General features: G+C 72.9%; 27 protein-coding genes. 16 read left to right on the forward strand and 11 right to left on the reverse strand.

Features of this window, described 5'->3' with window-relative positions:
* Positions 1-5: 5 nt before the first annotated feature.
* Entirely contained in the window at positions 6-479 is a 474-nt protein-coding gene (locus ACIBBF_RS02990) for a GNAT family N-acetyltransferase (RefSeq protein ID WP_397410325.1), read from the reverse strand.
* Between the two features lie 121 nt (positions 480-600).
* Here ACIBBF_RS02990 and ACIBBF_RS02995 point away from each other — a divergent pair, with 121 nt between their 5' ends.
* The gene (locus ACIBBF_RS02995) at positions 601-903 is read left to right on the forward strand and encodes a hypothetical protein (protein WP_397410327.1); all 303 of its coding nucleotides are present in this window, start codon (positions 601-603) and stop codon (positions 901-903) included.
* 53 nt (positions 904-956) lie between these two features.
* Here ACIBBF_RS02995 and ACIBBF_RS03000 read toward each other — a convergent pair whose 3' ends face one another.
* A complete protein-coding gene (locus ACIBBF_RS03000; protein WP_397410329.1) occupies positions 957-1,439 on the reverse strand; it encodes a glutathione peroxidase in 483 nt (160 codons plus the stop codon).
* Positions 1,440-1,518: 79 nt separating this feature from the next.
* Between ACIBBF_RS03000 and ACIBBF_RS03005 the strand changes: the two genes are divergently transcribed.
* From ACIBBF_RS03005 to ACIBBF_RS03030, 6 genes are all read left to right on the forward strand, one after another.
* Positions 1,519-2,541: a pseudouridine synthase gene (locus tag ACIBBF_RS03005; RefSeq protein ID WP_397410331.1), complete on the forward strand. Its 1,023-nt coding sequence runs from the start codon at positions 1,519-1,521 to the stop codon at positions 2,539-2,541.
* Positions 2,542-2,588: 47 nt separating this feature from the next.
* On the forward strand, positions 2,589-3,830 hold the full coding sequence (alr, locus tag ACIBBF_RS03010) for an alanine racemase (RefSeq protein WP_397410333.1): 1,242 nt from the start codon (positions 2,589-2,591) through the stop codon (positions 3,828-3,830).
* Positions 3,823-4,371 (forward strand): tRNA (adenosine(37)-N6)-threonylcarbamoyltransferase complex ATPase subunit type 1 TsaE, encoded by a 549-nt coding sequence (gene tsaE / locus ACIBBF_RS03015; protein WP_397410335.1) that lies wholly within the window; start codon positions 3,823-3,825, stop codon positions 4,369-4,371. The genes alr and tsaE overlap by 8 nt, the downstream gene beginning before the upstream one ends.
* 122 nt (positions 4,372-4,493) lie before the next feature.
* Positions 4,494-5,246: a tRNA (adenosine(37)-N6)-threonylcarbamoyltransferase complex dimerization subunit type 1 TsaB gene (gene tsaB, locus ACIBBF_RS03020; RefSeq protein ID WP_397410337.1), complete on the forward strand. Its 753-nt coding sequence runs from the start codon at positions 4,494-4,496 to the stop codon at positions 5,244-5,246.
* Positions 5,243-5,794 carry a ribosomal protein S18-alanine N-acetyltransferase gene (gene rimI, locus ACIBBF_RS03025; protein WP_397410339.1) on the forward strand — a complete coding sequence of 184 codons (552 nt, stop codon included), beginning with the start codon at positions 5,243-5,245 and terminating at the stop codon, positions 5,792-5,794. The genes tsaB and rimI overlap by 4 nt, the downstream gene beginning before the upstream one ends.
* Entirely contained in the window at positions 5,791-6,708 is a 918-nt protein-coding gene (locus ACIBBF_RS03030; protein WP_397410341.1) for a sulfurtransferase, read from the forward strand. The genes rimI and ACIBBF_RS03030 overlap by 4 nt, the downstream gene beginning before the upstream one ends.
* Before the next feature lie 19 nt (positions 6,709-6,727).
* Here ACIBBF_RS03030 and ACIBBF_RS03035 read toward each other — a convergent pair whose 3' ends face one another.
* Positions 6,728-7,450: a hypothetical protein gene (locus ACIBBF_RS03035; protein ID WP_397410343.1), complete on the reverse strand. Its 723-nt coding sequence runs from the start codon at positions 7,448-7,450 to the stop codon at positions 6,728-6,730.
* Between the two features lie 58 nt (positions 7,451-7,508).
* Positions 7,509-8,552 carry a tRNA (adenosine(37)-N6)-threonylcarbamoyltransferase complex transferase subunit TsaD gene (gene tsaD, locus ACIBBF_RS03040; RefSeq protein WP_397410344.1) on the reverse strand — a complete coding sequence of 348 codons (1,044 nt, stop codon included), beginning with the start codon at positions 8,550-8,552 and terminating at the stop codon, positions 7,509-7,511.
* 111 nt (positions 8,553-8,663) lie between these two features.
* Between tsaD and ACIBBF_RS03045 the strand changes: the two genes are divergently transcribed.
* Positions 8,664-9,278, forward strand: a complete 615-nt coding sequence (locus ACIBBF_RS03045) for a malonic semialdehyde reductase (RefSeq protein ID WP_397410346.1) — start codon at positions 8,664-8,666, stop codon at positions 9,276-9,278.
* 4 nt (positions 9,279-9,282) lie between these two features.
* Here ACIBBF_RS03045 and ACIBBF_RS03050 read toward each other — a convergent pair whose 3' ends face one another.
* Both ACIBBF_RS03050 and ACIBBF_RS03055 read right to left on the reverse strand, forming a co-directional pair.
* Positions 9,283-10,461, reverse strand: coding sequence for a glutamate--cysteine ligase (locus tag ACIBBF_RS03050; protein WP_397410348.1), 1,179 nt, complete (start codon positions 10,459-10,461; stop codon positions 9,283-9,285).
* On the reverse strand, positions 10,458-11,723 hold the full coding sequence (locus ACIBBF_RS03055) for an SAM-dependent methyltransferase (protein WP_397410350.1): 1,266 nt from the start codon (positions 11,721-11,723) through the stop codon (positions 10,458-10,460). The genes ACIBBF_RS03050 and ACIBBF_RS03055 overlap by 4 nt, the downstream gene beginning before the upstream one ends.
* 332 nt (positions 11,724-12,055) lie before the next feature.
* Here ACIBBF_RS03055 and groES point away from each other — a divergent pair, with 332 nt between their 5' ends.
* Entirely contained in the window at positions 12,056-12,352 is a 297-nt protein-coding gene (gene groES / locus ACIBBF_RS03060; RefSeq protein ID WP_119139803.1) for a co-chaperone GroES, read from the forward strand.
* A 178-nt stretch (positions 12,353-12,530) separates the two neighbouring features.
* Here groES and ACIBBF_RS03065 read toward each other — a convergent pair whose 3' ends face one another.
* Positions 12,531-12,818 (reverse strand): WhiB family transcriptional regulator, encoded by a 288-nt coding sequence (locus ACIBBF_RS03065; protein WP_020016179.1) that lies wholly within the window; start codon positions 12,816-12,818, stop codon positions 12,531-12,533.
* A gap of 191 nt (positions 12,819-13,009) precedes the next feature.
* Here ACIBBF_RS03065 and ACIBBF_RS03070 point away from each other — a divergent pair, with 191 nt between their 5' ends.
* Positions 13,010-14,248 carry a MerR family transcriptional regulator gene (locus ACIBBF_RS03070; RefSeq protein ID WP_397410352.1) on the forward strand — a complete coding sequence of 413 codons (1,239 nt, stop codon included), beginning with the start codon at positions 13,010-13,012 and terminating at the stop codon, positions 14,246-14,248.
* Between the two features lie 67 nt (positions 14,249-14,315).
* Positions 14,316-15,830, forward strand: coding sequence for an IMP dehydrogenase (gene guaB, locus ACIBBF_RS03075; RefSeq protein ID WP_397410354.1), 1,515 nt, complete (start codon positions 14,316-14,318; stop codon positions 15,828-15,830).
* 495 nt (positions 15,831-16,325) lie between these two features.
* On the opposite strand, the gene ACIBBF_RS03080 is transcribed toward guaB, so the two are convergent.
* Positions 16,326-17,939, reverse strand: a complete 1,614-nt coding sequence (locus ACIBBF_RS03080; protein WP_397410355.1) for an FAD-dependent oxidoreductase — start codon at positions 17,937-17,939, stop codon at positions 16,326-16,328.
* A gap of 351 nt (positions 17,940-18,290) precedes the next feature.
* Here ACIBBF_RS03080 and ACIBBF_RS03085 point away from each other — a divergent pair, with 351 nt between their 5' ends.
* Positions 18,291-18,929: a Rid family hydrolase gene (locus ACIBBF_RS03085; RefSeq protein WP_397410357.1), complete on the forward strand. Its 639-nt coding sequence runs from the start codon at positions 18,291-18,293 to the stop codon at positions 18,927-18,929.
* Between the two features lie 31 nt (positions 18,930-18,960).
* Here the strand turns inward: ACIBBF_RS03085 and ACIBBF_RS03090 are convergent, their stop codons facing one another.
* Positions 18,961-19,683, reverse strand: a complete 723-nt coding sequence (locus tag ACIBBF_RS03090) for an exonuclease domain-containing protein (protein WP_397410359.1) — start codon at positions 19,681-19,683, stop codon at positions 18,961-18,963.
* 173 nt (positions 19,684-19,856) lie between these two features.
* On the opposite strand from ACIBBF_RS03090, the gene ACIBBF_RS03095 reads away from it, so the two are divergent.
* From ACIBBF_RS03095 to ACIBBF_RS03110, 4 genes are all read left to right on the forward strand, one after another.
* Positions 19,857-20,981 carry a GuaB3 family IMP dehydrogenase-related protein gene (locus tag ACIBBF_RS03095; RefSeq protein ID WP_397410361.1) on the forward strand — a complete coding sequence of 375 codons (1,125 nt, stop codon included), beginning with the start codon at positions 19,857-19,859 and terminating at the stop codon, positions 20,979-20,981.
* On the forward strand, positions 20,978-21,457 hold the full coding sequence (locus ACIBBF_RS03100; protein ID WP_397410363.1) for a GNAT family acetyltransferase: 480 nt from the start codon (positions 20,978-20,980) through the stop codon (positions 21,455-21,457). Before ACIBBF_RS03095 ends, ACIBBF_RS03100 begins: the two co-directional genes overlap by 4 nt.
* A gap of 113 nt (positions 21,458-21,570) precedes the next feature.
* On the forward strand, positions 21,571-23,205 hold the full coding sequence (locus tag ACIBBF_RS03105; RefSeq protein ID WP_397410365.1) for a succinic semialdehyde dehydrogenase: 1,635 nt from the start codon (positions 21,571-21,573) through the stop codon (positions 23,203-23,205).
* 31 nt (positions 23,206-23,236) lie between these two features.
* Positions 23,237-23,719, forward strand: coding sequence for a hotdog fold domain-containing protein (locus tag ACIBBF_RS03110; RefSeq protein WP_397410367.1), 483 nt, complete (start codon positions 23,237-23,239; stop codon positions 23,717-23,719).
* A 4-nt stretch (positions 23,720-23,723) separates the two neighbouring features.
* On the opposite strand, the gene ACIBBF_RS03115 is transcribed toward ACIBBF_RS03110, so the two are convergent.
* Together ACIBBF_RS03115 and ACIBBF_RS03120 are read right to left on the reverse strand one after the other, a co-directional pair.
* Positions 23,724-24,347, reverse strand: coding sequence for a vancomycin high temperature exclusion protein (locus tag ACIBBF_RS03115; RefSeq protein ID WP_397410368.1), 624 nt, complete (start codon positions 24,345-24,347; stop codon positions 23,724-23,726).
* 56 nt (positions 24,348-24,403) lie between these two features.
* The gene (locus ACIBBF_RS03120; RefSeq protein WP_397410370.1) at positions 24,404-25,375 is read right to left on the reverse strand and encodes a DUF4031 domain-containing protein; all 972 of its coding nucleotides are present in this window, start codon (positions 25,373-25,375) and stop codon (positions 24,404-24,406) included.
* Positions 25,376-25,382 lie beyond the last annotated feature (7 nt).

The raw sequence follows: 25,382 nt of genomic DNA on the forward strand, positions 1-25,382 counted from the left end.
GGACGTCAGTCCCGCGGCAGCACCATCTCGACCTCGTCGGGGAACGGCGGGTACTCCGCGGCCTGTGTGCGGCCCGTGCGGCGCCAGCCGAGGTGCTCGTAGAACCCGATGGCCTGGTCGTTGTCGGCGAGGCACCAGAGCCGGGGGTCCTGCATCTGGGCGACGGCCGCGTCCATGGCGGCCCGGGCCAGGCCGGTGCCCCAGCGGGACGGGTGCACGGCCAGGTGCCGCAGCAGCCGGCTGTCGTAGGCGACGAAGCAGGCCAGCCGGCCGGGTTCGGCGTCGTCGTCCAGGACGAGCACGCGGACGCCCGGCTCGGTGAGCGCGGCGTTCCACGTGGCCAGCACCTCGTCGGCCGGGAACGGGTACATGCCCGGCGGGAAGATGTGACCCAGTGCCGCGATCCCGGCGGCACGCTCGACGTCGAGGAGCGCGCGGGCGTCCTCGGGCGTGGCCTGCCGGAAGCGGTCGGGGTCCATGCCTCTCAGCGTAGGGGCACGCGTGCCCCGTGGCACGGGGGTGCGCGGAGCGGGCGAAAAGTGATGTGCAACATTCTCGCGAAGTGCTGTGACCTGTGGCCGCCTCGAGCGTCAAGGCTGCATGACAGAGACAGCATTCAGCGCGGTGATGTCCCGCCTGTCGGCGCTCGACACGCTCTCGCTCAGGGTGAGTCAGGACTGGCTCGCGTTCGGCCTGGACCGGGTCGACGTGCTGGTCATCGACGTTCTCACGGTCAGCCAGCGCACGTCCGAGCAGCTCGTGCGCAGGTACCGGCTGGTCGCCCAGGAGGCCGACCCGGGCCAGGGGCTGGGCCTGACCAGGGTGTGGGTCGGCTGGCTCGGCGACGCGTCCGACGTGGCGCCCGTCGCGCTGCGGCTCACGCTCGCGCGGGGCGACGGCTGAGCACGCAGCCCGCCGGGGCACGCGGGCCGTCGCCGGGGCGACGGCCCCGGGCCTCAGCGCGGCAGGTGCGCCTCGATCTCGCTGATGATCGCCGGGTCGTCCGGCAGGGTCCTCGGCGCGTACCGGCGCACGTCCCCACCGGGCAGGACGAGGAACTTCTCGAAGTTCCACCGGATCTTGCCCGAGTGCCCGGTCGCGTCCTCGGTCTTCTTCAGCTCGACGTAGAGCGGGTGCGCGTTGCGCCCGTTCAGCCGGATCTTGTCGAGCACGGGGAACGTGACGCCGTAGGTCATGGAGCAGAACTCGGCGATCTTCTCGTTGGAGCTCAGCTCCTGCAGGAACTGGTTGCTGGGGAAGCCGAGCACGGTGAAGCCACGGTCCTGGTACGTCTTCTGCAGCTTCTCGAGGGTCTCGTACTGCGGTGCCAGGCCGCACCGCGAGGCCACGTTCACCACCAGCACGACGTCGTCCCGGTGGTCTGCCAGAGAGATCTCGGTACCGTCCATCGTGCGGAACGGGATGTCGTAGAGAGTCACCCGCTCATCCTCCCCCCGTCGCCCGGCCCGCGGAACCCTCCCGGCACACCCGGCCGCCCACCGGGGTTACCGTGACCGGGTGACCCGCACCCCCGGCCCGGCCCGGCATCGCCCGCCGCTGCCCGTGCGCGACGGGCTGAACCCCACGCGGATCGTGCTGCCGCACGACGCCGCGACGGTCGTCCGCTTCCCGTACGCGCTCGACTACCTCCTGGACCGCTTCGCCGACGACGCGGACCGCCTGCGTGAGAAGGTCGCCCTGGGCGAGGTCGTCACGGGCCACGGGGAACCGGTCGGGCCCACCACACCGTACGAGCCGCGGGGATTTCTCTACCTGTACCGCGACCCGCCGGCCCACGAGACGCCGATCCCGTTCCAACCCGAGGTGCTCCACCGCGACGACGACCTGCTGGTCGTCGACAAGCCCCACTTCCTCGCCACCATGCCGCGCGGGCGCTGGGTGCGCGAGACCGTCCTGGTCCGGCTCCGGACCGCGCTCGACCTGCCCGAGCTGTCGCCCGCCCACCGGCTCGACCGCGGTACGGCGGGCGTGCTCGTCCTCACCGTGCGGCCCGAGGTGCGCGGCGCCTACCAGGAGGCCTTCGCCCGCCGTGCGGTGCACAAGGTCTACGAGGCGGTCGCCCCGCTCCCGGTCGGCGGCGACGTGGCTCCCGGCCGGCCCCGCACCGTGCGCAGCCGCATCGTCAAGCGGCGCGGTGTCACCCGTGCCGAGGAGGTCCCCGGCGAGCCCAACGCCGAGTCCGTGGTGACCCTCGTCGCGGCCGACGAGGCCCGTGGCCTGGGTCTCTACCGCCTCGAACCCCGCACCGGCAAGACCCACCAGCTCCGGCTGCACATGGCGTCGCTCGGCCTGCCCATCCTGCACGACCCGTTCTGGCCCGAGCTGCGCGCCACCGACCCCGACGACTTCGACCGGCCCCTGCAGCTCCTCGCCCGGTCCCTGGAGCTCACCGACCCGCTGACCGGCCGGGTCCGCCGCTTCGAGTCCCGCAGGACCCTGACCGGATGGACCGGGCGGACTCCGCCGGCGGGTCGGAACGAGCCGCACCCGTCGGACGACCAGGTCACCCGGGCGACCTGAGAGCCTGACACGGACAGGGGGATCTGACAGGTGCGAGAATCGTCGGGATGAGCACCACCCCCACCTACCCCGCCCGCGCGGTCGTCGATCTGGACGCGATCCGCGACAACGTGCGCGCCCTGCGGGCGACCGCCTCGGCCGCGCAGGTCATGGCCGTCGTCAAGGCCGACGCATACGGGCACGGGCTCCCCGCCGCCGCCCGCGCGGCGGTCGCGGGCGGTGCGACCTGGCTGGGTGCGGCGCAGAGCCGCGAGGCGCTCGCGGCCCGTGCCGCCGTCGGTCCCGGCCCCCGGGTGCTGACCTGGCTCTACGCCCCCGGCGCCCCCTTCGCCGACCTGGTGCGTCACGACGTCGACGTCGCCGTCGCCGCCGCGTGGGCCCTCGACGAGGTGGCCGACGGCGCCCGCGCCGCCGGCCGGAGCGCCCGCGTGCACCTCAAGGTGGACACGGGCCTGGGCCGCAACGGCATCATGCCCGGCGACCTGCCCGACGTGCTCGACCGGGCCGCCGCGCTGCAGGCCGAGGGCGCGCTCACCGTGGTGGGCGTCATGTCGCACTTCGCGCTCGCGGACGAACCCGACGACCCGTCGGTCAAGCAGCAGGCCAATGCCTTCGACGACGCGGTCCGTGCCGTCGAGGCGGCCGGGATGCCGCTGGAGGTACGGCACATCGCCAACTCCGCCGCGACGCTCACCAACCCCGCGTCGCACTACGACCTGGTGCGCCCCGGGATCGCCGTCTACGGGCTCTCGCCCGTACCGCACCTGGGCTCGCCGGGCGACTACGGCCTGCGTCCGGCGATGACGCTGGAGGCGCGGCTCGCGACCGTGAAACGCGTCCCCGCGGGCCACGGCGTCTCCTACGGCCACTTCTACACCACCACGCAGGACACGGTGCTCGGCGTGATCCCGCTCGGGTACGGTGACGGCATACCGCGCCACGCGTCCGGTGGCTCGCTCGGCCCGGGCGGCCCGGTGCTGGTGGGCGGCGGCGTGGACGACGTCGCCGCGCCCGACGCCGGCCTCGGTACCGTGCGAGTGCTGCGCGTCGCGGGCCGGGTGTGCATGGACCAGATCGTGCTCGACCTCGGCCCCTACGCGCCCGAGCAGGCCGGCGACGTCGTCACCCTGTTCGGGGCGTCGGACGGCCTCACCCGCGCGGGCGCACCCAACGCCGAGGACTGGGCGCAGGCCGCCGGCACCATCAGCTACGAGATCGTCACGCGCCTCGGGGCGCGCGTCCCCCGCGTGTACGCGGGAACTGCAGGAAAGGAGACCACCGGTGAGTGAACCGGGCAGCACCACGACGTCGGAGGCGGTCACGCTGGAGCTGCCCGACGCCGCCACCACCCGCGCGCTCGGCACGGCCCTCGCCGGGCTGCTGCGCGCGGGTGACCTCGTGATCCTCACGGGCGACCTCGGCGCCGGGAAGACGACCCTCACCCAGGGCATCGGGGCCGCGCTGAACGTGCGCGGCCAGGTGGCCTCGCCCACGTTCATCGTGGCCCGGGAGCATCCGCCGCTGCCGCGCGCGGACGGCACGCGCGGGCCCGGGCTCGTGCACGTGGACGCCTACCGGCTCGGCGGGCTCGGCGAGCTCGACGCGCTCGACCTCGACTCGTCGCTCGACGAGTCCGTGACGGTCGTCGAGTGGGGTCGCGGCCTGGCGGAGGCGCTCGCGGAGGACCGGCTGGAGATCGACCTGGAACGCCCGCGCGGTGCGGCGTCGCCCGGCACGGACGAGGACCCGGAGGCCGGCGTGCGGACGGCGACCCTGCGGGCGGTCGGCCCGCGCTGGGCAGGCGTGGACCTGCGGTCGCTGCACGCGTGATCGGTATCCCGTCAGGTGCCCGGCACCCCGCGCCGCCGGACGCCGTGCGGGCCGCCGGCCGGTCCGGCGCGGACCGGCCCGGCCGCCACGGTGCCGGCCGGTCGGCGTAATACCCTGGTGACGTGGCCGTTCTCGCTCTCGATACCTCCGCTGCCGTCGCCGTCTCGCTCGTCGACGAGGACGGCACGCGCCTCGCGTCCCGTGCCTCGGACGAGCGCCGCCGGCACGCCGAGTCGCTCGCGCCCCTGATCACCGAGGTCCTGGCGGACGCGGGGATCGAGCGCGCCGACCTGACCGCCGTCGTCGCGGGCACCGGACCCGCGCCCTACACGGGCCTGCGGGTCGGCCTGGTGACCGCCCGGACGCTCGCGCTCACCCTCGGCATTCCCGTGCTGGGGGTGCCCAGCCTCGACGCGCTGGCCGTGCAGGCAGTGAGCGACCTCGGCCTGCGGCCGGGCACCGAGGTCCTCGCGACGTCCGACGCGCGGCGCAAGGAGGTCTACTGGGCCCGCTACCGGGTGATCGCGCACGAGGGACCGCACGGCGTCCCGGTGGTGGAGCGGCTCGCGGGTCCCGACGTCGACCGGGCCGGGTTCGTGGCGCAGGCCCAGCTCGCCCCGTCGGACGGCGAGCAGTCCGAGCCGCCCGTGGTGGTCGGCGAGGGCGCCATGCTCTACCCCGAGTTCCTGCCGGTGGCGGACGACGCGCCCCTGACGCCCGACGCGACCGTGCTGGCCCGGCTGGCGCTCGTGCGGCGGGCCGCGGGCGAGGAGCAGCCGTCGGAGCCCCTCTACCTGCGCCGTCCGGACGTGCACGAGCCGACCGGCCGCACGGCGCCCGCGCTCGGGCAGGCCACCCAGGGAGGTGCCGCGTGATCACCGAGGTGCGGCTGCGGCCGCTGCGCAACGCCGACTTCGACCGCGTGCTGGAGCTGGAACGGCAGCTCTTCGGCAGGGGTGCCTGGACCTACGGGATGCTCGCCGACGAGCTCGCCGGGCTCGGCCGCTGGTACATCGTGGCGGAGCCCGAGCGCCTCGACCGTGCCGGCGACCAGCCCGTGGTCGGCTACGCCGGCCTCTGGTTCGACGGCGACGTCACCCAGATCATGACCATCGGCGTGGACCCGGCGGTGCAGCGGCACGGCGTGGGCCGCCAGCTCATGACAGCGCTCATCGAGCGGTCCCGCCGGCTGAAGGCCGGCGCGGTCCTGCTGGAGGTGCGGGTCGACAACGCGGCGGCCATCGAGATGTACCGCAGCTTCGGGTTCGAGATCCTCGGCGTCCGCAAGCGCTACTACCAGCCCGAGGACAAGGACGCGTACACGATGCGCCTCGACCTGTCGGCTGCCGGGTCCGCCCCGGTGGACGCCCCGGTCGACCGCCGCACCGACGGCCCGCACGACCAGGCGGGGGACGCGGCGTGAGGGAACGAGTCCTGGTCGACGCCGCCACGCTCGCGGCCGACCTCCAGGTCGGTGCGGGCGCGGACCCCGTCGAGGGACGGCCCGTCCTCCTCGACGTGCGCTGGGCGCTCGGCATGACCGACGGGCACGACCAGTACCGCGCCGGGCACGTCCCGGGCGCGGTGTACGTGGACCTGGAGACCGAGCTCGCCGCCCACGGGTCGCCCGCCGAGGGCCGGCACCCGCTCCCGTCGGCGTCCGCGTTCCAGCAGGCCGCACGCCGGTGGGGTGTCTCGGCGGGCACGCGCGTCGTCGTCTACGACTCCGTCGGCGGCACGTCGGCGGCCCGGGCCTGGTGGCTGCTGCGGTACTTCGGCGTCCCGGACGTGCGCATCCTCGACGGCGGGCTCGCGGCGTGGGCGGGGCAGGGCCTCGCCCTCGAACCGGGTGACGTGACCCCCGAGCCGGGCGACGTCGTGGTGCGGCCCGGAGGGATGCCGGTGCTGGACGCGGACGAGGCAGCCGCCCTGGCCGACGGCGACGGCCTGCTCCTGGACGCGCGCGCGGGCGAGCGGTACCGGGGCGAGGTGGAGCCCGTGGACCCGCGGGCCGGGCACGTCCCGGGTGCGGTCAGCGCGCCGACCACCGAGAACCTGCGTGCCGACGGGCGGTTCCTGTCGACCGCCGACCTGCGACGGCGGTTCGGGGCGCTGGGCGTCCCGGCGTCGACGGGCACCGTCGGGGACGGGGACGCCGGCGGTGCGACGGACGGCGTCGTCGCCGGACCCGCCGTGGGCGTGTACTGCGGGTCCGGCGTGACGGCCGCGCACGAGGTCGCGGCACTCGCCGTGGCTGGCGTGGACGCCGCGCTGTACCCGGGCTCGTGGTCGCAGTGGTCGAACGACCCGGCGCGCGAGGTGGCCACCGGGGCGTGAGGCCGGGCGCCGTCGGGCGTCAGGTGACCGAGCGCTCCTCGCCGAGCACGAAGATCTTCTGCCACACCTTGCGCGACATGCCCATGGTGAGCGTCTCGATGGTCGACACGGTGTTGAGCACGACGTCGTCCTGCGACTCCTCGGCGCACAGCGCCGCTGCCTTGCTCACGATGGACAGCAGCTCGGTGCAGTACTCCAGGTAGTACTCGACCTGCTCGGGCGTGAGGTCCGCGTCGGAGTCCTCACGGCCGCCCGCGAACGCGTCCCGGAGGCTCTCGGGCTCCTTGGTGAGCTGGTGCATGTCGATGATGTGCGCCAGGGAGCGCAGCCGGTGCAGCTTGGCCAGGAGGTCCGTGCGCTGGACCCGCTCGGGGAGCGAGTGCAGCACGACGACGGCGATCGCGACGAACACGACGTCGTTCACGGCGCTCTCGATGAGGGGGAGCCAGTCCAGGCCGTTGTCGGGGGCCTCCGTGAACGCGGACTCGACCGCGAAGCCGAACGCGACCAGCGCCACCAGCACCACGACGACGATCGTGCCGCGGGACCCGGCCCGGACGAGGCGGCTGCGCCGGCGGGAACCGGCGGAGGCGTCGGCCACCTGTTCGGTCAGGGCGGCGAGCTCCTGCGCCACCCGGTGGATGCCGCGGTCGGGGAACCGCGCGCCGATGCGCTCACACAGCCGGCGCGCCGTCTCGATGACGGGGACGGGCTCCAGCTTCTCCAGCGTTCTGACGGACACGGGTGGCAGCGTAGAGCCTCCGGCGGGCCGCTCCGGACGGTGGTCCTAGACGGTGGTCCTAGACGGTGATCGTCGTGAGCGGCATCGACGAGTCGACCGGGATGTCCAGGTCGCTCGGCGCCACCCCGGCACGCACGACGGCGGAGCCCAGCGCCGCGATCATGGCGCCGTTGTCCGTGCAGTAGCGGATCGGCGGGATGCGCAGGTCGATGCCCGCCTCGGCGCAGCGCTTGGCCGCCATCTCCCGGAGCTGGCTGTTGGCGGAGAACCCGCCGCCGATCACGAGCGTGTCGACACCGTGCCGGTGGCAGGCGGCGATGGTCTTGGCGGTCAGCACGTCGGCCACGGCCTCGGCGAACGACGCCGCGACGTCGTGCACCGGGATCTCCTGACCGGCGTCGGTGCGGGCCTCGACCCAGCGGGCGACCGCCGTCTTGAGCCCCGAGAACGAGAAGTCGTAGGCGTGCTTGGCCTGGTCCTTCGCGGCCGTGAGGCCACGGGGGAAGCGGATGGCGGTGGGGTCGCCCTCGCGGGCCAGGCGGTCGATGTGCGGGCCGCCCGGGTAGGGCAGGCCGAGCAGGCGGCCGACCTTGTCGAAGGCCTCACCGGCGGCGTCGTCGAGCGTGGAGCCGAGCTCGGTCACGTTCGTGGCGATGTCGTCCACCAGCAGCAGCGAGCTGTGGCCGCCGCTGACCACGAGCGCCATGGCACGCTCGGGCAGCGGTCCGTCCACGAGCTGGTCCACGCACGCGTGCCCGATCACGTGGTTGACGCCGTACAGCGGCTTGTTCAGGCCGATCGACAGCGCCTTGGCGGCCGACGCGCCGATGGTGAGCGGCCCGACGAGGCCAGGTCCGGCGGTCACGGCGACCGCGTCCACCTCGGACAGGTCGACGTCGGCGTCGCCCAGCGCCTTCTGGATCGTGGGGATCATGGCTTCGAGGTGGGCCCGGCTGGCGACCTCGGGAATGATGCCGCCGTAGCGCGCGTGCTCCTCCATCGAGCTGGCGACGACGTCGACCAGCAGCTCGTTTCCGCGGACCAGCGCGACGCCGGTCTCGTCGCAGGAGGTCTCGATGCCGAGGACCAGGGGATCTGCCATGGGCTCCAGCCTAGTTGGTCACCGCGGATCGGCTGGTGTGGTGCCCGCTCTGTGTCGCGGCTCATAGTTGAAGTCGGAACTATCGCCCGGGGCATCATTGTTGTCGTCCGCATGACCGAGACACTTGAGGCCGCCGGCCTCGCCATCGACGACGCCACCGCCGACCGCTTGTTCCGCACCGCGCGCACCGTGACGACGTTCGCGGACACCGAGGTGACGGACGCGCAGCTCGCCGCGGTGTACGACCTCGTCAAGTGGGGTCCGACGATGATGAACACCAGCCCGCTGCGGATGCTCGTCGTCCGTACGCCCGAGGCGCGGCAGCGCCTGGTCGAGCGCATGCCGGAGGGCAACCAGGAGCGCGTGGCCAAGGCCCCCGTGACCCTGGTGCTGGCGTACGACACCGACTTCCACGAGCGGCTCGACGTGCTGGTCCCGCACATGCCCGGCGCGCGCGAGATGTTCGCCGCCGACGCCGACTCCCGCGCGGAGGCGGCACGCACCAGCGCGCTGATCCAGTCCGGCTACCTGGTCGTGGGCCTGCGTGCGGCCGGCCTGGCGGCCGGCCCGATGCACGGGAACTACGACGCGATCGACGCCGAGTTCTTCGCCGGCAGCGGCTGGAAGAGCTTCCTCGTCGTGAACGTCAGCGCGGCCGAGGGCGCCGACACCACCCGCGCCCGCGCCCCGCGCCTGACCTTCGAGGACGCCGCCCAGGTCATCTGACCTCTCATCTGACCTCGGTGAGCGGCCGGCCCGCCCGCATCTCCCGGAGCATGGCCCCCACGACGGCGGTGAGATCGCCGTCGTGGGCGGCCGCCACCGCCTGCTGACGCTGGTAGGAGGCACCGGTGCGCAGGATGTCGCGCACGCCGGCCAGCTCCGTGGCGCAGCCGAGGCGCTGCGCCACCGGCTCCAGCTCGACCAGGAGCTTGGCGATCGCGTCCGTGACCGGTCCCTGGTCTCCCTCGGCGTCCAGGATCACCGTGGCGTCGAGCCCGTAGCGCGCGGACCGGAACTTGTTCTCCGCGACGAACCACGGGGGCAGCACCGGCAGGGGGCGGCCCTGGTCCAGCAGCGTGGACAGGTGCTCCACGAGGCAGTGCACGAGCGCGCCCAGCTGGAGCGCCTCGGTGAGGTTGGTGGGACCGTCGCAGACCCGCACCTCGAGCGTGCCGAGCGCGGGCGACGGGCGGACGTCCCAGTGGACCTCGTGGAAGCCCTCGACAGCGCCGACGTGCTGCAGGTCGCCCGCGTACGCCTCGAGCTCCTCCCAGCGCTCGAACGCGACCGGCAGGCCGGAGCTCGGGATCTGCTGGAACAGCAGCGACCGGTTGGAGGCGTACCCGGTGTGCCGGCCCGCCCAGTAGGGCGACCCGGCCGAGAGCGCCTGCAGGTGCGGGAAGTATGTGAGCATCGCGCGCATGAGGGGCAGCGCCTTGTCCCGGTGCTCCACGCCCACGTGTACGTGCAGCCCCCAGATGATCAGCTGCGCGCCCCAGATCCCGGTGCGGTCCATGATCCGGGCGTACCGCTCCTTGTCCCCGACCTGCTGGTCGGCCGCCCGCGCGAACGGGTGGGTGCCGCCGCCCATGAGCTCCAGGCCCAGGGAGTCGGTGACGGTCCGCACACGGCCGAGCAGGTGCTCCAGGTCGGCTCCCGCCTGGCCGACGGTGCGGCAGACACCGCTGACCAGCTCGACCGTGTTCCTCATGAACTCCCCGGTCACCTGCGGGGCGAACCCCGTCTTGCCGGGCTGCGGCTCACCGGCGCGGGCCAGCGCCTCCAGCACCTGCGGCGCGGACTGCGCCAGGTCCGCGGTGCCGGGCTCGACGAGCCCGATCTCCCACTCGAGGCCCACGGTGGACCGCGGGGACTCGCCGAAGCCGAGCCGGGCCGGCGAGCTCATACGGCTCCCAGGGGATCGACGACGAGTACCTGTTGGTTGCCTGCCACACGCGTGAGCACGATCGTCGCCTCCTCGGTACCGGTGAGCACGAGCTGCTTGCGAAGCTGTTCGGGCACCACGGCGGTGCCCCGTTTCTTGATCGTGAGCCGCCCGACGTTCCGGTCCCGCAGGTACGACTTGAGCCGCTTGAGACCGAACGGCATGGTGTCGAGCACGCGGTACCCGGTGGCGATCGGTGCGGGTGCCCCGGCCGGCTCCGTGGGCCGGGCCGACGGAAGGTCGGCGGGGTCGTCGGTGGTGACGTACGCGATGGTGGGGTCGACGAGCCGTCCGCCGAGCTCGGCGGCGGCCCGGGCGACCAGGCCCGCACGGATCACGGCGCCGTCGGGTTCGTAGAGGTACTGACCGACGGCGCCGACCTCCGGCTCGTCGTCGTCGCCCCGGACGGTGCGGCTGAGCGTGTGCTCCTTGCCGTCGTCGTCCGTGAACGTGCGCAGCACGAGCGCCGAGCGGCCGGGGCCGTCGGGCGCGAGCGGGCCGAACCAGAGACCCGCCTCGACCACGTCGCCGTCGACGGAGACCCACTGCGTCTCCGCGTCCTGGGGCAGTCCCTCGTGCGCGATGCCCGGCCCGACCTTCACGCCGACGGCAGGCACGGTCTCGCGCAGCGCCCAGACCGCGTCGAGCGGAGGTTCGTAGGCGCGGGGGTCGAAGATGCGACGGCTGCGCCCGCCCGGGCCGCCGACCCGGCGCGCCGGGTCGGCGTACACGCCCTCGATGCCCTCCGCACGCAGGTCGAGGCCGAGCCCGTCCGCGTGCCGGACGTCCGCCTCGGGGAAGTGGCGCAGGTTCCAGCGGGCGATGGCTGCGGTGCACTCGTCCAGGTCGGTCGCGACCACGCGCAGGCCCGTCCCGGCGAAGGCGAGGGAGTCCGCCCCGATGCCACAGGTCAGGTCGGCGAGCGCGGTGAGCCCGGCGTCGAGGTACCGTCGGGCGTGCAGCGCGGCGACGAGGAGCCGCGTGGCCTGCTCCAGGCCGTCCGCGGTGAAGAGCATCCCGTCCGCGAAGTCGCCGAACTTGGCCCGTGCCCGGGCGCGCAGCCGGGACTGGGTGACGACCGCGGCCGCGAGGTCGGGCGCCACGCCCTGGGCGCGCAGGGTCGTCACCGTCTTCATCGCCTGCCGCTCGTCGTAGGGCGGCAAGGCGCCAAGCAGGGCCCAGCCGTCGGGGCTGAGGAGTTTGCTCAGAATCGCCGCATCCATGGGAAGATCTTTCCACGTTTGTCCTGGTCGTGGCGAGGGACCGGACGAATCCTTTTCGGAGAGATGGCGTGTTTCCGGGGTGCGTGGCGCATGCCGGGGGCCCGGAGGGTGAGCAGGCTCACGCGATTGGCACTCGCCTTGACCGAGTGCTAGCGCCGACCTAGATTTGGGGTGTTCGCCGCCGCGAAGCCCGGTCCACGGGCCCGTGACGGAGGACCCAGACGTTCGTGCCCGCCGGCACCCGCGACGACGGCGGACCGTCGAACGTTCGAGCCCCTTAAGTCCATCACGATGCAGATCTCTCGATCCGCTCACGAAAGAGGAGGTCCGACGTGTCGGTCCCCATCAAGCCGCTCGAGGACCGGATCGTCGTCAAGGCTCTCGAAGCCGAGACCACGACCGCTTCCGGCCTGGTCATCCCGGACACCGCGAAGGAGAAGCCCCAGGAGGGCGAGGTTCTGGCCGTGGGCCAGGGCCGCATCGACGACAACGGCAACCGTGTGCCGCTGGACGTCGCCGTCGGTGACAAGGTGATCTACTCCAAGTACGGCGGCACCGAGGTCAAGTACGCGGGCGAGGACTACCTGGTCCTCTCGGCCCGTGACGTCCTCGCCGTGGTCGTGGGCTGATCTCAGCCCCGCACCCTGCTTGAAGCAGAGGGCCCCGCACCGGATCGGTGCGGGGCCCTCTGTCGTTGCGTCGTGCTCTGCTTCGTCGTCAGTGCGCGCCGGACAGCTGTCTGTGGTCAGGCGGAGACCAGGTCAGGAGTGGGTCAGGGGTGGTGCGAGAACTGGTGCGCGAACCTGGTCAGGCCGAGACGGACTTGCCGGCGAGGATCGCGGAGCGCTCGTCCTCGCTGAGGCCGCCCCACACGCCGTACGGCTCGCGCACGCGGAGCGACTGCTCGCGGCACTGCATCATCACGGGGCAGGAGCGGCAGATCGCCTTGGCCGCCTCCGCGCGGCGCCGCCGGGTCGAACCCCGCTCGCCCTCGGGGTGGAAGAACAGGGTGTCGTCCGCGTCGCGGCACGCCCCCTGGTACTGCCATTCCCACAGCTCCATCACCGGACCGGGAAGCCTCGAGATCTCCGTCATGGCGAACAACCTACAAGTTGTGCAGAAGTTGTTCAAGGGGCAATTCCTCTTCATGTGGTTCGAATCGAGTCGGACGGAACCGCGTCATCGCTGACCGGGTTTGTTCGGATGTGAACCGAATTCGACCGAGATCGGCGGCACGCCGGATTTCGCAGTGGCGCGGAGAGGCCTGGGTCGGCAGAATCGAGTCCATGACTTCTTCGCGGCCTGCCCAGAACCCGGGCGGGTCACGTACATCCAGCCCCGGGCTGGCCGTCGCGGCGGTGGCCCGGCGCCTCGGGGTCGCTCCCGCCACCCTGCGCACGTGGGACCGCCGGTACGGGCTCGGCCCGTCGGGCCGCACCGCGGGGTCGCACCGTCGCTACACACCGGACGACGTCGCCCGGCTGCTGGTGATGCGACGGCTCACGCTGGAGGGCGTCGCGCCCGTCGACGCCGCGCGCGCCGCGGTCGAGGCCGGCGACGCCGAGCTGGAGGTCGCCACCCGGACCGCCCCGGCGCTGCCCGCCGTACAGGTCGAGGGCGCCGGCGACGACATCGAGGACGGCGACGAGCCCGAGTTCGCGGAGACCTTCGTCGGCACGGTGGAAGCACCGGACGAGGAGGACGACCCCGACGACGGCGCCGGTCCGGCGTCGTCCGAGGACGTGGCGCAGGAACCGCGGCGCGCCCGGCTGCGGGCCCTGCCCGGCGGGGCGACGGGGGAGCCCGCCGGCCGCCAGACGGGCGGCGGGCCGGCGCTCGGCCCGCGGTCGGCCACTGCGCCGGCACCGACCTCCGGACGGGTGTCCGCCCTGGTCGACGCCGCCCTGGCCTACAGCCGTACCGCCTGTGACAACCTCCTCGTGCTCGGTCCGGACGGCGACCCCGCCACGTGGTGGACCGACCTCGTGGAACCGGCGTGGCTGCGGCTGTCCGAGCGCACCGTGCTCGCCGGCCCCGGTGAGATGCCGGAGGTGGTGCTCGCGACCTCCGCCCTGCGGGCGCTGCGCAACTACACGGAGGAGTTCGAGCGCGCGATGGTGGAGGCGGGCGGCCCGCCGGCCAACCACCCGAGCCGGATGCGCAAGATCGTCCTGGTGTTCGCCGCCCCCGACGAGGTGGTGCCGCTGTCGGCGCACGCACTGGCGGCGGCGCTGGCCGCGCAGGGCTCGATGGCGCGCATCGTCACGGGCCCCGCCAGCACGCACCGCTCGGTCGAGCTGGTCACGATGGTCCGCCCGACGGCGGTCGTGCTGGCCACCACGCAGAACAAGCCGGACCTCGACGTGGTGCACGCCGTCAACGAGAGCTACCCCGAGCTGCCGATCTTCGTGGGCCTGCGGGCGGACGCCGCCGCGACGGACCTGCCGTTCGGTCCCACGGTGCAGCGCGTGCGCTCGTTCACCGGCCTGCTGCACGAGGTGCTCGCCGTCATCAAGGCGAGGTGACGCACGCCTCGGGTGGCCATCACCACCCGGCCGGGTTCCACGGGCGCACCCGCCGTAGACTTGCTGCATGACGGACCAGACCTCGCCGGGCGACCCGTTCGGTTTCCTCGGGCTCACCTATGACGACGTCCTGCTGCTGCCGGGTTACTCCGACCTGGCGCCGTCGGACATCGACACGACGTCTCGCCTCACGCGCGAGATCTCGCTCAAGATCCCGCTGCTCTCCGCGGCGATGGACACGGTCACCGAGTCGGCCATGGCGATCGCCATGGCGCGTCAGGGCGGCCTGGGGGTGCTGCACCGCAACCTCTCCATCGAGGACCAGGCCTACCAGGTCGACCTCGTGAAGCGGACGCAGACCGGCATCATCACCAACCCGGTCACCATCGGCCCGGACGCCACGCTCGAGGAGCTCGACACCCTCGCGGGCCAGTTCCGGATCTCCGGCTTCCCGGTGGTGGACTCCGACAACAAGCTCATCGGCATGGTCACCAACCGTGACCTGCGCTTCACGCCCGTCGCCGAGTGGGCCACCACCAAGGTGGACGAGGTGATGACGCCGCAGCCGCTGATCACGGGCCCGGCGGGCATCTCGCGGGACGACGCCACGCTGCTGCTGCGCAAGCACAAGCTGGAGCGGCTCCCGCTGATCGACCCCGACGGCCGCATCACGGGGCTCATCACCGTCAAGGACTTCGTCAAGTCGGAGCAGTTCCCGGACTCGTCCAAGGACGGCCAGGGCCGCCTCATGGTCGGCGCCGCGATCGGCTACTTCGGCGACGCGTGGCAGCGCGCCACCGCTCTGATCGAGGCGGGCGTGGACGTGCTCGTGGCCGACACCGCGCACGGCAACGTCCGCATGCTGATCGACATGGTCAAGCGCCTCAAGACCGACCCGGCCACCAAGGACGTCCAGGTGATCGGCGGCAACGTCGCCACCCGCCAGGGCGCGCAGGCGTTCGTCGACGCCGGGGCCGACGCCGTGAAGGTCGGCGTCGGGCCGGGCTCCATCTGCACCACCCGCGTCGTGACCGGCGTGGGCGTCCCGCAGATCACCGCGGTCTACGAGGCGTCGCTCGCGGCCAAGCCCGCGGGTGTCCCCGTGATCGCCGACGGCGGCCTCAAGCACTCCGGCGAGATCGGCAAGGCCCTCGTGGCCGGCGCCGACAGCGTGATGCTCGGCTCGCTGTTCGCGGGCTGCGAGGAGACGCCGGGTGACCTGGTGCTCGTCAACGGCAAGCAGTTCAAGACCTATCGCGGCATGGGTTCGATGGGCGCCATGTCCTCGCGCGGCAAGAAGTCGTACTCGAAGGACCGGTACTTCCAGGCCGAGGTCACCAGCGACGACAAGATCGTGCCCGAGGGCATCGAGGGCCAGGTCGCCTACAAGGGCCCGCTGGCCACCGTGGCGCACCAGCTCATCGGCGGTCTGCACCAGACGATGTTCTACACCGGCGCGCGGACGGTGCCCGAGCTGCAGGCCAACGGCCGGTTCGTGCGCATCACGTCGGCGTCGCTCAAGGAGAGCCACCCGCACGACGTGCAGATGACGGTCGAGGCGCCGAACTACTCGGGCTTCTAGCAGGCGGGTGCCGGCGGAGCGGTGGTCGCTGGCGCGGCTGGCCGGGCTTGGCTTGCACCTAGCCGTGTCGAGACTCGTCGCGCCGAGTCCAGGCGCGTCGCGCCGAGCCGAAGCGGGGCGAGTCGAAGCTTGCCGAAGCGGGGCGAGTCGAAGCTAGCCGACGCGGGGCTGGCCGAAGCTAGCCGACGCGAGGCGAGCCGGGCCGGGCCGCAGCGAGCCGAGGCGCGCAGCTTTGCGCCGCACAGCGGGGCGCCGCACAGCGCCGCACCACGAAGTGCGCTTCTACCCAGTCATCAGGCCCAGATTTCGGGCTGGATCTGGGCCTGATGACTGGGTAGAAGCGCACTTTTCGTGCTCGTGCTCGTGCTCGTGCTCGTGCCCTGTCCGTGCTCGTGCCGTCCGTGTCCGTGTCCGTGTCCGTGTCCGTGTCCGTGCCGTCCGTGCCCGTGCCCGAGGCCGGGGCCGACGTCTGAGTTCGGCGGGGCCCGGTCCGGGTCAGCTCGACATGACGCGGGCGTGCAGGGTCTGCACCGCGTAGCGGGCGGACCAGAACGCGCCGTGCTGCCACGCCGAGATCTCGGACATCCAGTCGCCCGCGAAGTACACGTTCCCCGCCCCCTGCTGCAGCAGGCGGAAGCCGGCCGACGTGGTGTTCGGGAACGCCCAGGCCCCTTCGATGTAGGGCACCTTGTGCCAGGCGATCGAGAAGGAGGTGTCCAGCTCGGTGCGGTACTTCTCCCCGTGGATCTTCACGCCCTGCTCGACGGCTCGCAGCTCGCGCTGACGTGGGGTCATGTCGGCGTAGGTGCGTGCGTTCGCGCCGGTGTTGTAGTAGCCGACGATCAGCCCCTTGCGCTCGCCGTACCCGTAGGACGGGTACCAGAGGTGGGCGAGGTCCATGTCGGTCTCGGTGATCCCGCCGAAGATCCGGTGGTCGTCCTCCCAGAACCGGGACCGGTACTGCAGGCCGATCTTGCCGGCCGGGGTGCCCACGGCGAACTCACCGAGCGCCGCATCGACCTCCGGACCCCAGTTGGTGGTCCAGCGTCGCATCAGGCCGGCCGGTGCCGCGGCGACCACGAAGTCCGCCTCGATCTGGCGCTCCCGGCCGTTCGGTGCGGTGTAGGTGACCCGGGCCCCGCGGCTGGTGTTCTCGACACCCGTGACAGGGGAGCGGAACCGCACGTTGTGCTCGCCGATCGCCCGGACGAAGTACCGGTAGATCGTGTCCATGCCGCCCTTCGGCTGGAACATGAGCATCGACTGCTCCCAGTTGATCTCGAACGGGAAGTACTGGCCTACCTTCGAGGCCAGCACCTCGGCGACGGTCCCGGGGCCCGGCAGCGGCGTGCCGTGCTCGTTCCACGCCGACGGGTAGACCTCGAAGCCACGGTTGCTCCCGCCGGCGTAGGTACCGTCCGAACCGAGCGAACCCCAGCTGCGCAGGAAGGTGCGCAGGTTCTCCTTGTCCTCCTCGGTCAGGCGCTGGTCCAGGGCGCCCTGGTCGGTGGCGTGGTGCAGCAGCTCGGAGGTGTAGCCGAAGACGTCGGCCTTGGCGGTGCGGTAGCGGACCGGGTTGCCGGGCGTCGCGCCGGATCGTTCGTTGTAGATGTAGGCGTCGGCGTTCGCGTTGGTGAAGACCTCGTACGGCACGCCCAGCTCGCGCAGGTAGTCCATCGTGACCATCCACTGCGCGATGCGGGCCGCGCCGGCGTTGAGGTAGATGCCGTCGGCGAACCGGGCGGTCTGCGTGACACCGTTCAGGTCGGTCTCGGAGTCGCCACCGCGGATGGTGAGGGTGCGCCCGCCCGGCCGGTGCCTGGCCTCCAGCACCGTGACCTGGTAGCCGGCCTTCTGCAGCTCGTACGCCGTGGTGAGGCCTGCGGGCCCGGCGCCGACGACGACCACCTTCTTCGCGGAGCGGCCGGTGAGCGTGAAGTCGCTGCCCTGCGGGGGAGTCCAGGACTGCGCCCTCGGCTGGGCGGCAGCGGTCGGGGCCAGGCCCATGGCGCCCATCGTCGCGAACATCACGCCGGCGCTGGACCCCGCGCCGACGGCCTGGAGGAAGTTGCGGCGGGAGACTCCTGGGGTGCTCTTCTCGGTGACCACGGTCCCTACCTCTCGTGTCGACAGGCCTGACGCGCTGCGGAACTCGGCCGGGAAGCCGGGAGCCGCCGTCAGCACCGTGCCGGACGCTAGAGAGCGTCGGTCACCGCCGGGAGTCGCCACCGTTTCTGTGCAGTTGCACGGCGTAACCATGTGGTTTCGGGGTCCCGCCGCAGGTCAGCGTCTGTGCAGGAACGATTCGGGCGCGGCGTCCGAGCCTTTCCCGAGCCGACCCAGGACGGTCATTCGTCGGTAACGCCCGATGGCTAGCGTCACGCGCCACCCGGCGCCGGACGCCGGGTGGCTGTACCGGACGCCGTCCTGGCGCCCGGCCGGAAAGCTGGAGGAGCGTCCATGAGGAACCGCACGAAGCTCGCCGTTGCCGTCGCCGTGACCGCGGCGGTCGCCGTGCCCGGCACCGCCTTCGCCGCCGCGCACGTCTTCCGGCCCGATCCGCACCGGGCCCACTCGTTCGTCACCGGGGACACCCCGCTCATCGCCGACGGCGTGGCCATCGGCAAGAACGTCTCCTGGTACAAGTCCTCGGGGCTCGGGCCCGCCGCGCGCAACACGGCGCCGGGCGCCTCGCCGGAGGAGCGCTACATCCCGACCGACGTCTTCCCGGGCGGCGAGCTGCCCGACGGCGTGACCCTCACCGAGGCCCAGGGCATCAACGCGCTGACCCGCATCGGCGAGAACCTCGAGCGGGCGGGGCTCGGGTACGACGACGTCGTCTCCATGCGGGTCTTCCTGCAGAACCCCGACGGTGAGGAGCAGATGGACTTCGCCGGCTGGAACCGGGCCTACCGGCAGTTCTTCGCCAACACGAACCTGGCCACCGGCGAGGTGCTCGACGTCCAGCTCGGCTCGGCGACGACCGAGCCGATGGTGGTCAACGACGCCCGTCCGTCCCGCTTCGCGCTGGAGGTCGAGAACCTTCCGGTGGACGGATGGCTGGTCGAGGTGGAGGTCGACGCCGTCTACCAGCGCTGAACCCTGTCCCCGGCGTGTCCGGGCCGGCCGGTCAGACGCCCGAGGCGTGCTGCACCGGCCATGCCCCGGACGCGCCAGGGCCCTCCAGCCCCTGCTCGCGGCGCCACTCGTTGAAGCTCACGGCCCACTGCCGGTGCGCGCCGATCTGCTGCCGGTGCAGGTCGGCCAGTGACATGCGGCCCAGCTGGGGGAACCGGCGTGCCAGCGCCTCCAGGACGTCCAGCGTCGCGAGCACGTCGACCTCGGCGGTGTGCAGGTCGCCGTCGGAGACCACGCCGTACCACTGCGACAGGTCGCCCAGGCGGCGCTTGCCCGGGCGGTAACGGTCCAGCCACCGGTCGATGACCAGCGGGTCCACGACCGGTTCCACCGGGTGTCCCAGGCGCTGGGGGAGGGTCTTGAGCCCGTGGCGCACGAGCTCCGCGTCGAGCAGCGAGAGGTCGAACGCCGCGTTGTAGGCCACGACGGGCACGCCGTCGGCCAGGTGCTCGGCCAGCTGGGCGGCGATCTCCTCCAGCGCCTCCAGCGGCCGGACGCCGTGGGCCCGGGCATGCTCCGTCGAGATGCCGTGGATGGCGGCGGCCTCCTGCGGGATCTCGACACCCGGATCGATCAGCCAGGTGCGGACGTCGGTGCCCACCCCGGGCCGACGCAGCACGAGAGCCGCGGTGACGATCCGGTCGCCCGTGACGTCCACGCCCGTGGTCTCGGTGTCGAAGCCCAGCAGCGGCCTGTCGATCCAGGTCTCGTTCATGGTGTCCTCCCTGCTCGTCCCGGGTTTCCGGGCCACACTCGTCCAGCCGCGCCCGCATCCCTGGTGCGTCCACGGAGAACCTTGCCACCGCTCACTGACACCGCGGCTCACGACACCCGCGCACATCACGGACCACTGCGCGCCGTGTCACCGGCGATAGGTAGGCTTGGCGGGTGAGCAACGAGATCGAGATCGGACGCGGCAAGCGCGGGCGGCGCGCCTATTCCTTCGACGACATCGCGGTGGTGCCGTCCCGGCGCACGCGCGACCCGAAGGACGTCTCGGTCGGCTGGCAGATCGACGCCTACCACTTCGACCTGCCGATCGTGGCGGCGCCGATGGACTCCGTGATGACCCCGGACAGCGCCGTCGCGCTGGGCCGGTTCGGCGGTCTCGGCGTGCTCGACCTGGAGGGTCTGTGGACCCGGTACGAGTCGCCCGAGCCCCTGCTGGCCGAGATCGCCGCCCTGCCGGCCGGCGAGGCGACGCACCGGATGCAGGAGATCTACGCCGAGCCCATCAAGCCCGAGCTGATCACGCAGCGGCTCAAGGAGATCCGGTCCGCCGGCGTCACCGTCGCCGGCGCGCTCACCCCGCAGCGCACGCAGGAGTTCTACAAGACGGTGGTCGACGCCGGCGTCGACCTGTTCGTCATCCGCGGCACCACGGTCTCGGCCGAGCACGTGTCGGGCAACGCCGAGCCGCTCAACCTGAAGCGGTTCATCTACGAGCTGGACGTGCCCGTCGTCGTCGGCGGTGCGTCGACCTACACGGCCGCCCTGCACCTGATGCGCACCGGCGCGGCCGGCGTGCTCGTCGGGTTCGGCGGTGGCGCCGCGCACACGACGCGCGTCAGCCTCGGCATCCACGCGCCCATGGCCACGTCGGTGGCCGACGTGGCCGCGGCGCGCCGCGACTACCTCGACGAGTCGGGTGGCCGCTACGTGCACGTCATCGCCGACGGCGGGGTGGGCCACTCCGGCGACATCGTCAAGGCCGTGGCCTGCGGTGCGGACGCCGTCATGCTCGGTGCCGCGCTCGCCCGCGCCGCGGAGGCGCCGGGCAAGGGCTTCCACTGGGGTCCCGAGGCGCACCACCCGCAGCTCCCGCGCGGCGAGCGCGTCGAGGTGGGCACGGTCGGCACGCTGGAGGAGATCCTCTTCGGGCCGGGCAAGCAGGCCGACGGCACCCTGAACCTGGTCGGCGCCCTGCGCCGGGCCATGGCCACGACCGGCTACTCCGACCTCAAGGAGTTCCAGCGGGTCGAGGTCGTCGTGTCGCCCTACCAGCCACGATGAGCACCGTGTCCGACGGCGAGCGGCTCGCCCCCGTCCTCGCCGCGGCTCCCGCGGCTGACGGCGAGTTCGTCGAGATCACCGATGCCGACGTCGACCAGGTCGTCGAGCTGTGGCAGGCCTGCGGGCTGACCCGGCCCTGGAACGACCCGCACGTCGACATCGCGGAGGCCCGGGCCGGTGCCGCGTCCACCGTCCTGGTCGCACGGGCGGGCGGCCGCGTGGTCGCCTCCGCGATGGCGGGGCACGACGGTCACCGGGGCTGGCTGTACTACGTGGCGGTGGCTCCCGACCTGCAGGGTTCGGGTCTGGGTCGGGCGGCCGTGGTGGCCGCCGAGGCGTGGCTGGTCGCACGAGGGGCACGCAAGATCCAGCTCATGGTGCGGACCACCAACACCGGTGTGCTGGGCTTCTACGAGCGCCTGGGCTACGCCGACCAGGAGTGCACGGTGCTGGGCCGATGGGTCGAACCCCGCTGATTTCGCAGTGCGGATCGGCGCGCGGTTGCACTCACCGGGATCAACCGCTCTGAAAGTCAGTTTCACACACCTATCAATACGTGGTGCAGGGTTTTGCGCGTAGGGTGGCCGCCATGATCGACGACGCAGCAGCCGAAGCAGCGGCTAGTGGTGCGGTCGGCGGCGTGCTCGACCCGGAGCACCCGCAGGGGACCTTCGTCCTCGAGCCCGGGGTGATGGCTCCCCTCGTGGCTCGGATCGCCACCTCCGAGGGATCCGGCACGCACCGGTCCATGTGCCCGTTCACGGGCGCGCCGCTCGTGACGTTCCCGGTCTCCTCGGCCGAGGACGTCGCGGCGTCCGTCGTCCGGGCGCGCGTCGCGCAGCGGGGCTGGGCGCGCCGCCCGGTCCGCGAGCGTGCCGGGGTGCTCCAGCGGCTCGGACGGATCGTCCTGGAGCGGCAGTCCGAGGCGCTCGACCTCGTCCAGCTCGAGACGGGCAAGGCCCGCCGCGCTGCCTTCGAGGAGGTCGCGGACGTCGCCCAGGTCGCCCGGCACTACGCCGTGCGCGGCGAGCGGTACCTGGCCGCACGGCGTGCCGGCGGCATGATCCCCCTGCTCGCGGGCGCCCGCGTGCACCGGAGGCCCGTCGGCGTGGTCGGCGCGATCGCGCCGTGGAACTACCCGCTGGTGCTCGCGCTCGCGGAGGCGCTGCCCGCGCTCCTGGCCGGCAACGCGGTGGTGCTCAAGCCGGATCCGCAGGCCACGCTCACCGCGCTCTGGGCGGCGGAGGCGCTGGACGACGCCGGGCTGCCCGCGGGTCTGTTCCAGGTGGTCGCGGGCGGTCGCGAGGTCGGCGAGGAGCTGATCGAGCACGTCGACCACATCGCGTTCACGGGCTCGACGGCCACGGGGCGCAAGGTCGCGGCTCGGGCGGGCGAGCGCCTCATCGGCGCCACGCTGGAGCTGGGTGGCAAGAACGCCCTGTACGTGGCCGACGACGTCGACATCGACAGCGTGGTGCCGGGCATTGTGCGGGCCTGCTTCTCGAACGCGGGTCAGCTGTGCGTGTCCGTCGAACGCCTCGTGGTGCACGAGGCGATCGCCGACGAGTTCGTCGCGAAGTTCGTGCGTGCCGTGCGGAACCTGCGGCTCGGACCGGCCCTCGACTACACCGCGGACGTCGGCTCGCTGACGTCGGCCGCGCAGCTCGACAAGGTGACCGCCCACGTCGACGACGCGCTGGCCCGCGGAGCGCGGGTGCTCGCCGGCGGGGTGCACCGTGCCGACGTCGGCCCCTACTTCTACGCCCCGACCGTGCTCGACGACGTCCCCCCGCAGGCGACGGTCGCGCGGGAGGAGACGTTCGGGCCCGTCGTCACGATCACGCGTGTCGACTGCGACGAGGACGCGGTCACGGTCATGAACGACACCGAGTACGGCCTGCACGCGGCCGTGTGGTCCCGCGACGTCGGCCGGGCGCGTCGTCTGGCGGAGCGCATCGAGTGCGGGTCGGTGGCGGTCAACGACGGGTACACGATGACGTGGGGTTCCGTGGCGGCGCCGATCGGGGGCTGGAAGGCGTCCGGTCTGGGCGGCCGGCACGGGGCGGCGTCGATCGACGGCCTCACGCGGCAGCAGACCGTGGTGACGGCGCGCGGCGTCCGGTTCGGCGCGACGCTCGACGCCTTGTACGGGCTGGGCGGGGACACGCCGAGCCGGGTGCTCACGACGGCCCTGACCGCGATGCGCAAGCTGCGCATGGGGTGAGTGAACGGCCTTCACCGGTACGCTCGTCCGCATGACGACGCAGCTGGCCGCCTTCTGGAAGACCGCGAACTCGCTGCCGCTGGTCGGCGGGCTCCTCGGCAAGCGGATCTTCAGCCTGGCCTACGGTCTCAAGGCCCCGTACTTCGGCACCATCGCCCCGCGCGTGGTGGACATGCGGCCGAACTACGGCGAGGTGGTGGTCCCGAACCGGTGGCGCAACCGCAACCACATCGGCACGGTGCACGCGATCGCGGTCTGCAACGGGCTGGAGATGGCGATGGGCTCCCTCGCCGAGGCCACGGTGCCCGACGACAAGCGGTGGTTGCCCAAGGGCATGGAGGTCTCCTACCTCGCCAAGTCGACCGGCGACGTCACGTGCATCGCCGAGACCGACCAGGCGCAGTGGGACGGCGACGACAAGGACCTGCCGGTGCGGGTACGCGGCGTGCTCGCGGACGGGACGGTCGTGGTCGAGGGCACCATCCACCTGTGGGTCACGCCGAAGAAGCGCTGACCTGTCAGCGGGGGCGGCGTCGGCCCAGGGAGCGGACCGCGGCCTTCCAGCTCGCGGGCAGCTCACGCACGTGCCACCAGGCCCACTGCACCGGCTGCACGCTCGCGGCGCTCACGCCCACCCCGACGGCGTCCAGCCCGGCCTCGACGCAGGAGTAGAGGGTGCGGCGCAGGTGGTAGTCCTGCGTGACGACGACGGCGGTGCGCACGCCGAACAGGTCGTGCGCCCGCCGGCACGTCGCCGTCGTGTTGAAGCCCTGGCGATCCAGCACGATCGCGTCGTCGGGCACGCCGAGGTCGTTGTCCAGGAGCCAGGCGCGCATCGAACCGGGCTCGTCGTACCGGGTGCCGTCCGGGTTGTCGTGCGCGTCGCCGCTCAGGATCACGGTGGGTGCCACGCCCGCGCGGTAGAGCTCGGCCCCGCCCTCGACACGACGCCGCAGGTAGGTGGACGGCGTGCCGTCGGAGCGGAGGCCGGCGCCGAGCACGATGACGGCGTCCGCCTTCTCGATCTCGCTCGCGTCGCTGCGCACCCGGGCGTGGCCGGTGGCCTGAACTGCGACGACGGGGACGGTGAAGGCGACGGCCAGCACCCCGGCGACCAGGCCGGCGACCTTGAGTGGACTCACGCCGCGAACGCTACCGCGTCCGGAGCGGGCCCAGAGCGCGCGCCCTCCGACCACCCTCAGGCGGCCAGCAGGGCCAGCTCGCTGCGCAGGTTGGCCGCGGCGGCGTCCTCCCAGCGGGCAGCGCCCGCGGCGGTGCGGAAGAGGGGGCCGTCCGTCAGGAGGGTGCTGAGCACCTGGGACCGGCCGGCGCGGAACAGCGGGTCGGGTACGTCGCAGTACTCCGCGCGGACCTGGTGGGTGTAGCGCGCGTAGACCGCGGGGCTGCCGCCCAGCACGGCCAGGTCGGCGTCGCTGACCAGGCCTCCGACGGCGTCGTCGGGCGCCGGGTCGTGGTCCGCCGTGACCATGACGAGCCGGGCGACCTCGTCGACGTCGTCGGCCGAGACGCCGGTGCCTGCGAGCGGGCCGAGCAGCTCGGCCACCAGGTTCGCGGACCGTTCCTCGTCCTGCTGGGCGATTCCGCCCGCACCCCGCGAGGTGTCCTCGCTGCGCTGCGGTACCTCGCGGGGACCCCGGCCTCCGTCGTGCACCGCGTCGTGGAACCACAGGGCGAGGCGGGCGCGCCAGAGGTCGCGCTCGGCGACGCCGTGGGCGGGCGCGATCTGGTCCAGGGCGTCGAGCGCCACGGCCAGGTGCAGGGTCGAGTGGTAGACGCGGTGCGGCTCGCGCCAGCGGTCCACCAGGTTCTCGCCCGCCGCGCGGGCCAGGCTCGGGTCGGCCCACAGCCCGTCCCACCGGGTCAGGAGCGCCGCCCGCTTGGCGCGCCCGCGCTCGGCGCCCGAGACCCGCAGGCCCGAGGACGCCAGCCGCCGGGCCAGGTCGCCGCCCTCGACGGGCACCGCACCGGCCGCGACCAGGTCGTCGTACCGCGCCGCCGGGACGTCGTAGTGGTCGAGGTCGAGGGCACGGTCCGGAACCTCGGCCGCCCGCGCGAAGAGGCGGAGCTCGCGCAGCGACCCGTCCGAGACCAGGTGGGAGAACAGGGTCCCGTGGGCGGGCCAGGCGGGCGGGTCGATGTAGAGGGTCACGGGGCGA

The organism is Promicromonospora sp. NPDC050880 (assembly GCF_044456525.1).
Lineage (GTDB): Bacteria > Actinomycetota > Actinomycetes > Actinomycetales > Cellulomonadaceae > Promicromonospora.

Excerpts from the sequence above, each read along its gene's own strand:
- ACIBBF_RS03110 (WP_397410367.1), top strand. The coding sequence starts at position 23,237 with ATGACGACGCAGCTGGCCGCCTTCTGGAAGACCGCGAACTCGCTGCCG.
- ACIBBF_RS03090 (WP_397410359.1), bottom strand. The coding sequence starts at position 19,683 with ATGAACGAGACCTGGATCGACAGGCCGCTGCTGGGCTTCGACACCGAG.
- guaB (WP_397410354.1), top strand. The coding sequence starts at position 14,316 with ATGACGGACCAGACCTCGCCGGGCGACCCGTTCGGTTTCCTCGGGCTC.
- ACIBBF_RS03055 (WP_397410350.1), bottom strand. The coding sequence starts at position 11,723 with ATGGATGCGGCGATTCTGAGCAAACTCCTCAGCCCCGACGGCTGGGCC.
- ACIBBF_RS03100 (WP_397410363.1), top strand. The coding sequence starts at position 20,978 with ATGAGCACCGTGTCCGACGGCGAGCGGCTCGCCCCCGTCCTCGCCGCG.
- ACIBBF_RS02990 (WP_397410325.1), bottom strand. The coding sequence starts at position 479 with ATGGACCCCGACCGCTTCCGGCAGGCCACGCCCGAGGACGCCCGCGCG.
- tsaD (WP_397410344.1), bottom strand. The coding sequence starts at position 8,552 with ATGGCAGATCCCCTGGTCCTCGGCATCGAGACCTCCTGCGACGAGACC.
- ACIBBF_RS03065 (WP_020016179.1), bottom strand. The coding sequence starts at position 12,818 with ATGACGGAGATCTCGAGGCTTCCCGGTCCGGTGATGGAGCTGTGGGAA.
- ACIBBF_RS03105 (WP_397410365.1), top strand. The coding sequence starts at position 21,571 with ATGATCGACGACGCAGCAGCCGAAGCAGCGGCTAGTGGTGCGGTCGGC.
- ACIBBF_RS03050 (WP_397410348.1), bottom strand. The coding sequence starts at position 10,461 with ATGAGCTCGCCGGCCCGGCTCGGCTTCGGCGAGTCCCCGCGGTCCACC.
- alr (WP_397410333.1), top strand. The coding sequence starts at position 2,589 with ATGAGCACCACCCCCACCTACCCCGCCCGCGCGGTCGTCGATCTGGAC.
- ACIBBF_RS03045 (WP_397410346.1), top strand. The coding sequence starts at position 8,664 with ATGACCGAGACACTTGAGGCCGCCGGCCTCGCCATCGACGACGCCACC.
- ACIBBF_RS02995 (WP_397410327.1), top strand. The coding sequence starts at position 601 with ATGACAGAGACAGCATTCAGCGCGGTGATGTCCCGCCTGTCGGCGCTC.
- ACIBBF_RS03070 (WP_397410352.1), top strand. The coding sequence starts at position 13,010 with ATGACTTCTTCGCGGCCTGCCCAGAACCCGGGCGGGTCACGTACATCC.
- ACIBBF_RS03085 (WP_397410357.1), top strand. The coding sequence starts at position 18,291 with ATGAGGAACCGCACGAAGCTCGCCGTTGCCGTCGCCGTGACCGCGGCG.